The sequence below is a fragment of the Solidesulfovibrio alcoholivorans DSM 5433 genome (genome assembly GCF_000702665.1).
In the GTDB taxonomy this organism is placed as follows: domain Bacteria; phylum Desulfobacterota; class Desulfovibrionia; order Desulfovibrionales; family Desulfovibrionaceae; genus Solidesulfovibrio; species Solidesulfovibrio alcoholivorans.
Genome location: NZ_JNJA01000015.1, coordinates 84,801 through 93,016, shown reverse-complemented (window position 1 = coordinate 93,016; position 8,216 = coordinate 84,801). Strand labels below are relative to the sequence as shown.

6 protein-coding genes are annotated in these 8,216 nt (G+C 54.5%); 1 reads left to right on the top strand and 5 read right to left on the bottom strand.

The window, feature by feature from the left end:
- Nucleotides 1-205: integrase core domain-containing protein (locus Q368_RS24965; RefSeq protein ID WP_029460637.1), on the top strand; the 205-nt coding region annotated here is incomplete at its 5' end.
- A gap of 622 nt (nt 206-827) precedes the next feature.
- Here Q368_RS24965 and Q368_RS0119050 read toward each other — a convergent pair.
- The 5 genes from Q368_RS0119050 to Q368_RS0119030 all read right to left on the bottom strand — a co-directional run bounded on the left by Q368_RS0119050 (nt 828) and on the right by Q368_RS0119030 (nt 8,210).
- Nucleotides 828-2,894 (bottom strand): chemotaxis protein CheA, encoded by a 2,067-nt coding sequence (locus Q368_RS0119050; protein WP_043786454.1) that lies wholly within the window; start codon nt 2,892-2,894, stop codon nt 828-830.
- Nucleotides 2,895-3,245: 351 nt separating this feature from the next.
- A complete protein-coding gene (locus tag Q368_RS0119040; protein WP_245611404.1) occupies nt 3,246-3,758 on the bottom strand; it encodes a chemotaxis protein CheW in 513 nt (170 codons plus the stop codon).
- A gap of 47 nt (nt 3,759-3,805) precedes the next feature.
- Complete coding sequence (locus Q368_RS0119035; protein WP_029460634.1) at nt 3,806-5,701, bottom strand: HAMP domain-containing methyl-accepting chemotaxis protein; 1,896 nt, start codon at nt 5,699-5,701, stop codon at nt 3,806-3,808.
- A gap of 199 nt (nt 5,702-5,900) precedes the next feature.
- A complete protein-coding gene (locus Q368_RS24960; RefSeq protein ID WP_084158906.1) occupies nt 5,901-6,479 on the bottom strand; it encodes a TetR/AcrR family transcriptional regulator in 579 nt (192 codons plus the stop codon).
- A gap of 495 nt (nt 6,480-6,974) precedes the next feature.
- Complete coding sequence (locus Q368_RS0119030) at nt 6,975-8,210, bottom strand: ABC transporter permease (protein WP_029460633.1); 1,236 nt, start codon at nt 8,208-8,210, stop codon at nt 6,975-6,977.
- Between the last annotated feature and the right edge of the window lie 6 nt (nt 8,211-8,216).

Genomic DNA, 8,216 nt, shown 5'->3' with positions numbered 1-8,216 from the left:
CGAAAGCTTCAACGGCAAATTCCGGGACGAATGCCTCTCTATGGAGTGGTTTCGCTCTCGGACGGAAGCCAAGGTGGTCATTGAGGATTGGCGTAGGACTTACAACGAGGTGCGGCCGCATTCGAGCCTCGGCAAAATGACGCCGATGGCCTTTGCGCAGATGGTCGGCAACAACTCAATCCCAGGAGCCACCCTCAAGAATTGACTGGTCCGAGGAAGGCCGGCAGGTCATTCGGCTATGTCGCCAGATTTCCTGGTCTGCGCAAGCATTTCGCTTGTCGTATCGTGCATCTGCGCTTTGGCAAAAATTCATATGCGATTCCCATAACCGGATCGACAGCATAAGGAACTTGGTACGCTTCTATAGGAACAGCCCCAAACTCGCAGGAGAGAGGCGTAGCCGAGGTCGAATTTCTGGGAGGGGGAGAGGCCGGCCTTAGTGTTACCCAGGAGGCTGCCGTTTCAATCCGAACACGACAGCCGCCATCGAGCGTCATGGACGAAGCCGATAACGTCGATGAGCTGGTGTTGGATGGACAATGATTTTATCGAGCGTCACTGCGGCTGTCAGTGAAACGTCCCACGTCGTCCGGGGTCACTTATGTTACCGACCATGGCCGAAACCTGCCCCATTCTCCTCCCCGACCGGCCATACTCAGAACTTGTTCATATCATCGACATCAAGAATCAGGTCGCCGCTGGTCAGGTCTCAGGTTAGGGAATCGAACAATTGCAGACGGTTTTGATCTATATGACGCTGGATATCCAGTATTGCATAAGTTTAACACAAATTGTAAAAAGAGATCCCTGCCCGAAAAGGACATGCCTCAAGCGGAGGCGTGGCCCGGTGTCTCTGAGGACACGACAGCGTGTACAAGTTTTGCGACATCAAGAATCAGCGAAATGGTACCGTCCCCGTTGACCGTGGTCCCCGAAACGTAGTCCACACTCCGGTACACGTCGTTTAAGCGTTTGATCACTGCTTGGCGCTGCCCAACAACCACATCCACGGCCAAACCGACTTCCATATCGCCCGCAGCGACTATGATGACCCGTTCGTAATCGGGTTGCTGACCGGCTACTTCGAAAATGCCTCGCAAGCTGAGGCACGGGATCATCCGGCCGTGCCAAGTGATAACATCAACGTGCGGCGGCGTTTCTTCGATAAAACGCTCCAGGCAGGCGCGTGTTGCGGCCAGTGGTATAGTATAATATTCGCTGCCAACCCGAACCTGCAGGCCGTCAATAATGGCCAAGGTAAGTGGCAGACGCACAGTGATCGTGGAACCTCGTCCGGGATGGCTCTCCAGATTTACGCCACCTCTCATAGCCTCGATATTTTTTTTGACGACATCCATGCCCACACCCCTACCAGAAACACTACTTATTTTACTGGCCGTAGAAAAACCAGGTGAAAACAGAAAATCCAACAATTGTCGTTCGTCAACATCTTCACCTGGTGCCAGCAACCCTTTTTCCACCGCCTTTTGCTTGACGCGTTCCAGGTTCACTCCGCTCCCATCGTCGCTGATGCTGATTCGGACCTCCCCGCCAACATGTTCGGCGCGCAGGCGCACCGTCCCCTGGGCGGGCTTGCCGGCCGCCACTCGTTTCTCCGCGGGTTCTATGCCGTGATCAACGCAATTGCGCAGAATATGGACCAGCGGGTCTTTGAGACGGTCAATAACATTTTTATCAAGTTCCGTATCGCCCCCCTCGCCAATAAAGACCGCGGACTTGCCAAGGCTGTCCGCCAAATCACGGACCAGACGACGAAACGTCCCGAATATCCCACCGATCGAGACCATCCGAAGCCCCAGAACTTCGTCCCGCAACTGGCTGCTGAGACGTTGCAACTCTTCGGCAATCGCGCGCAGTTGAGATCTGTCACCGCTCCCGACGGTCTGGAACAATCGAGACTCAATGACGACCAGTTCCCCAACCAAATCCACCATGCTGTCCAGTCGGGCTGAGTCCACCCGGATGCTGGAGGCGCTTCCGACATCCTTGGACCGGGCCTTGGCGGGCTGAGTCTCATCAGCCTGTGCGCCATCCTGCCGGGCGGCCATGAAATGGGCAACCTGTCGCGCCATCTCCTTGGCCAGGGTCGGGGCATCCTCCCATTTTGAGGCGGCAAGCAGCGCCCTGAACGCATATAAATCCTCCTGGCGCAGTGGTTCATTCGCCAGAGAGGTCAAGTGGACTTCGTGTTCATCCTCGACAAATACAAATATGCCCTGCAAGTCGTCCTTGCCGGTCTGCGTCACGAGCAGCACATCCCACCAGACCGCGACCGATTCTGGTTCCATGGTTTCAAGCGGGGGCACGGCTTCCCAATGCACGATGGGATACACCTTTCCGAGACCAGAGAGTTCCCGAAAAAAAATTGTCGGATCAACACCGCATAAGAAGCAATCAGGTGCCGGCCGATACCGCAGCCACCAGGTGAACGCGCTGCCTCGTTGCGCTATCGCCTGGGGAGCTTTGCTGACGTTCGTGGTTCCTGGCGCTTCTGCCTCCTCACGCCCAGCGACGGCACGCATTTGCGTGATCAGTTCGTTTGAGGCTTCCGCCGTGACATTGTCTGGATTTGTCAGCAGTTTCAGCATACAATCCCGCGACCGCAAGGACACGTCCAGCAACTCCTTGCCGATGGGCAACTGACCGGTGCGGACCATATCCCAGAGCGTCTCCATCTCGTGGGTGAAGGACGCCAAATCGTCGAAACCGAACATGGCCCCGGAGCCCTTGACCGTGTGCATGGCCCGGAAAAGCCGAGCCACCTTCTCCCCGTCGCTCGGATCAACCTCCAGTTCCAAGAGAAGTTGTTCCACCTCCGTTAAAAGCTCCAGAGCTTCCTCGCGAAATACCTGTGCGTGATCTGGTGCCACCATATTCTATTTACCCCAGTAGATTAGGCGGGCTTTGCTCTTCCGCGAATGTGGTCGCCGGCTCCGCCATGTCCGCGGCGATGTCCATGATCTCGCTTGCACCACAAACTTGATCAACACCAATCAACGGGATGCCCCGGCCCGCATCCACCTGACCGAACTGCTGCAAGATCTTGTTGGACTGATTCGCACCGACCTCCTGTCCCGGAGAAAACGCAACAATGTCCTGTGCTCATTTGAAATTCACAGCATGCAGGCAACAGACTTCACCAGCAGTGCGCCGGCCCGCACGGACGATCGCACGTCTGTACGGGCCGGCTCGGGGAGAACAGGGTCTCTCGCAATTCCGCATCGCTAACCGGCGGGAGCCGAATCTTCATGCGCGTTCGGCGACGCGGCAGCACTCTCCATCACCCGGGATAAATCAACAATTTCCTCGCTGGAAAAGACCTTGTCCACGTTGACGATGAGGATGAACCGCTCCCCCTGTCTGCTGATGCCCTTGATATAATCAGCAGCAGTAACCCCGCCCATTGCCGGTGGAGGGGCAATGCTGCTCGTGTCGATATCGAGCACCTCCTTCACCGAGTCCGCCAGCGCTCCCATCACCGAAGTTGTGTGTCCGTCATTGATTTCGACAATAATGATCCGTGTTTGCAGTGTTTGTTCAACCTGCCCCAGGTTGAATTTTGAGCGCAGGTCGATCACTGGCACGGCGATTCCCCGGACGTTGACCACCCCGCGCATATACGGCGGCGTCTGGGGAATGCGGGTGATCTCAGTCATATCCAGGATCTCCCTGACGGCGGAAATAGCGAAAGCGTATAAATCCTCGCCGAGGGTCAGGGTAAGATAGCGCTGTTCCATGGAAGACTCGTCATTTGTCATGACATACGCCCCTTGTCCTTGGCATGTTAGAAGGACTCGAATTGGTTGTCTTCGGCATCTGGAGCATCGTGTCCCAATTGCATCTTAATACCGGACGACCGGGCCTGGGGCAGGGCTTTGGTCCGGTTGCTGGGCTTGGAGGCCACGGTTCGTTTCACAACCTGTCGCCCCTTATTGCCGATCTTGAAAAAGCCAATCGAGGCCTGAAGTTGCTCTGCCTGGGCAGAGAGTTCTTCGGCAGTAGATGACAGTTCCTCGGAAGCACTCGCGTTTTGCTGAATTACCTGGTCGAGTTGCTGCAGGGCTTTGTTGACTTGCGAGGCACCGCTACTTTGCTCCTGGGAGGAAGCGGCAATTTCCTGGACCAATTCGGAAGTTTTCATGATATCGGGCACCAACCGCTCCAAAAGTTGGCCTGCCTCTTCGGCAACTTCCAAGGAATCCGCGGACAAGGTGTTGATTTCAGCGGCTGCGGCTTGGCTGCGTTCAGCCAATTTGCGCACTTCAGAGGCTACCACGGCGAACCCCCGCCCTTGATCGCCGGCGCGGGCAGCCTCGATGGCTGCATTCAGGGCAAGCAAATCCGTTTGGCGGGCAATTTCTTCAATGATAGATATCTTTGAAGCGATATCGCGCATGGCTTTCACGGTATTGATCATGGCTGTCCCGGATTGCTTGGCATCCTCTGCGGCCTTTCGGGACAACGCCTCGGTCTGGCGGGCGTTATCAGCGTTTTGCATTATAGATGAGGTCATCTGCTCCATGGAGGAGGAGCTTTCTTCCACAGCCGAGGCCTGTTCACTGGCCCCCTGGGACAGGCTTTCGGAGGAGGCAGAAAGTTCCTCGGAGCCTGAAGCCACATTCTCGGATCCCGACTGCACCTCTTGGACCACTTCCGTTAATCGAGCCACCATCTCGCCGAGAGAATGCATAAGCTGGTCGTTCTCGGAGCGGGTTTTGACTTCTACATTCAAATCTCCATTGGAAAGCGTTTTGGCAACCGTCGCGACTTGACGGTCCGCAGACACAAGTTCGCTCAGGGATTTGAGCAGGATGTCAACCTCGGAACGGGGTCTGACCTCCACCTCAAGGTCGCCCTGGGCCATGCGGACCACGGTGTCGGTGACGCTTTTCTCGGCCGCGGACACTTGGCGCATGGCCTGGGCCAAGAGCCCCACCTCGTCCTTGCGGTTTATCTCCAGGGTCTTGTTCAGGTCGCCCACGGCCAGGGCGTTGGCGAACTCGACTCCGGCCCGGAGAGGCCGGCTGATACCTCGGGCGATGAATATCCCCAGAGCCAAGCCCACCAGGACGCTCACTGCCGATACGACGATCAACAGTGTCCGGCTGCTGTCGTAAATCCTGGTTGTCTCGGCAGAGAAGTCCCTGGCATTGGTCTCTTTGATTCGGGTAAGTTCGGTTAGGACATCGTCCACGGCATCGCCTTTGACCCGGCCATCCTTCATGGACAGCTCAACGGACGCACGATGCTCCTGCAAGGCGTCGGCCTTGCCCAGTTCGACAATTTTGGTGAGCACAGGCTTGTACTCGTCCCAAGCCTTGCCCAGTTTGCTCAGCAACTGTCTGCCCTCGTCAGTATAGAACATCGGTCTGGCTTTATCCAGATTCTCGTTGTAGAGCGATTGATATTCTTTGAGCTTGTTCAGGTAGTCATTCCGCTCGTCATTGGTCGCGGCCAAAAGAAAATTTTTGAGAGCGCGGTTGATATAAACCAGATCGATATTCGCCTCCTTGACATAAGAAATGCCAAGGAGTTCTTGCTTATAGATTTTATCGCCCATATCGTTGATAGTAGACATTTTTGTAATGCCGAAATATCCAACAAAGGCGGTAAGCATCGACATGATGATGAAGGACCAAATGAGACGAGTTCCAATCTTCATGTCATAAAACCACTGCATTTGTTTCCTCCTCTCGTTACGGAATTGACGTGGTTGTGAATTGACAGAAGACGCTGCTACTGCCACTTAAGATGCAAACAGAAATTAAAAATATACCAACGCATCCAGTCCCAGTACGTAGAGGCCTAGCTGTTCGGATTGTCATTATCCTCCAGTTGTCTTCTCTTCGTTCTGCCAGTATTTTGAATCTGTTCTTAATCTATTTCCAACAAAGACATCTGCGTAGCATATCGTAAAAACCATCTCCTATTGTCAGATCGAGTCTATCTACAGCCAACAGCCTCCCTATCCCGACAAACAAAGAGCAAATCATGATAGTCCTATCGTTTGCCAAAGCACTGCTGGTCGCATTTTGCTCAACACATTTCTTCATAAGACTATCAAGCAATACTTTACAACGAATAATACTCATGTCTATATCTTGAAATGGAAATGTATTTCTATCCAAGCATAGAAAAACATCAGTTTCAAATATGATTTTTAGCTGATTCTTATCGAGCAGGGCAAAATTGGCAAATGCCCGCAGCATCTCATCCAAAGCAGTTGCAGGGTCCTCATGCTTGCGCGATATATCAGAGAGTTGTTTGTAGAGAGACTCAAGAATATGACGCGCCAAGATGAACAGGATATTTTCCTTCGTCTTGAAATAATTGATGATTGTTCCAGCAGAAACATTCGCCCGGTCGGCGATATCCTGCACTGTTGTCCCGCCAAAACCCCGTGCGGAAAAAAGGTCGGTGGCTGCACCCAAGATGCGGTCTAATCGTCTGTCGTCCATGTGACGCCCTTATATTGAATGAATGGTCATTCATCTTATGCTTCACTCTCATAAAAACTGTCAAGCGCAGTATCGACCAATGCAAGCTTTAATCGCAACTCGAATGTATTCTTCCCTTTTTCCCCAGTGGAGTTGCCCCGCGAAACCGGACACCCCGCGGTTGCCGACAAGCGGATGCACTCCCTGGGTGAGCGCATCCGCGGCCCTTTGTGAGGATGCACCTCGTTTCCTGACCCGGCTGTTGAGGCTCTCGATGGAGTTGGTGGTGGGAATCAACCGCCGTACCGCTTCGGGATAGTTGAAAACCGTCGCCAGGGCCGGCGGAGGAGGCGGGAAAGGTGTCTGCTTGACTTGGAAACGATCACGCGATACAAAATAATCGTGATTCAGCTAGGGCGCTGACTTTCACATCTGGGCGGGGTGATATGCATGTATCACCCCGCTCTTATTATTTTTTATCATTCACTTTAGCGGGGTTATCGTTTTCAAAGCCACCTACAGCCTTCCCAAAATATCGGAAGGACGCATTTTATTGACCAGTTTCCCCATCAGAGCGGTTGCAAGAAATCCTGTCACGGCAGAACAGCTCAGGGCTGTTGCCAAGAGCTCCCACGAAAGCTGAATTGGCAAGCGGATCGATTGGTTGGCAAGTTCGCCGATCTTCACCGAAGCAGGCACGGGATTGAGTTCCCAGGCCAGGTTGAGCGGAATGGAGAGGGTGCCAATGAGGTAGGCCCCGGCATATCCGAGTACGATCCCGAGAAGCCCACCGAGCAGACACTGGACCATCGCCTCGCCAAGAAGTTGTTCCTGGATGTTTCTTCCCGTCCAGCCAACGGCCTTGAGCACGCCGATTTCGGAAAGACGTTCCCCCAGGCTTGCCAGCATGGACTTGAGAATAAGCAGGATAGCTCCTCCCAACGCCACCAGTGAAGCCACGACGGAGAACTTGCCGGCGATCACCGAAACGCCCCCCATCAGTTCCAGAAAGCTGTCCGAACTGTTGGCGGACAAACCTGGAAACGCCGTGAGGATGTGTTCTTGCACGGCTCCCTGTCTGGCCGGATCACGCAGACGCAGGTAGACCACGTTGATCGCGTCGCCTGTCTCGGGAAGCAAAGCCTGGGCATCGGCGAGGCTCAAGTAGATATTCGCCGCAGCGACCTGCGCACCTTCGCGTATTTCCAACATGCCCACGACGGCAAAGGGTTTACCCGCGATTTCCAGGGAATCCCCCAAGCGAATGCGACGGAACTTGGCAAAATGCTTTTCCACCAGGGCCTCCCCTGGCTGCTGCGGGAGACGACCTTGGCTTAGCCATTGCGTCAGGCGCACCGGTCCGAGTTCCGGTTGCGAGAAATCAAGCCCCATGATGGTCCGAAAACCACCGGGTATAACTTCCCAAAGCAGGAGCGAACCAGCGGCGGCAGTGACATCGTCCAACCTGCGCAGTCCTTCGAAGGCCTCGGAGGCTATGACCTGGTTGGAAAAAGGGAGCTTGATGCCACGCATGGACAAACTCCCCTGGCCAGGCTGGCGGTTTTTTTCCGCGCGCTGCACGACAAGATCGGCACCGAGATTGGCAAACGGGAGTTGGACCGCCTTCTGGTAGCCGTCAGATACCGCATTGATGGACACGAACAGCCCGACGCCGACCGTGATACCCAAAATGTTGAGCAGTGTCCGATGCGCTCTATGCCGCAATTCCTGCACGATATACGAATAACGCATGGCAAC

What these genes read in the sequence shown, in the direction of transcription:
- Q368_RS0119050 (WP_043786454.1), bottom strand. Translation starts at nt 2,894, where the DNA reads ATGGTGGCACCAGATCACGCACAGGTATTTCGCGAGGAAGCTCTGGAG.
- Q368_RS0119040 (WP_245611404.1), bottom strand. Translation starts at nt 3,758, where the DNA reads ATGGAACAGCGCTATCTTACCCTGACCCTCGGCGAGGATTTATACGCT.
- Q368_RS0119035 (WP_029460634.1), bottom strand. Translation starts at nt 5,701, where the DNA reads ATGCAGTGGTTTTATGACATGAAGATTGGAACTCGTCTCATTTGGTCC.
- Q368_RS24960 (WP_084158906.1), bottom strand. Translation starts at nt 6,479, where the DNA reads ATGGACGACAGACGATTAGACCGCATCTTGGGTGCAGCCACCGACCTT.
- Q368_RS0119030 (WP_029460633.1), bottom strand. Translation starts at nt 8,210, where the DNA reads ATGCGTTATTCGTATATCGTGCAGGAATTGCGGCATAGAGCGCATCGG.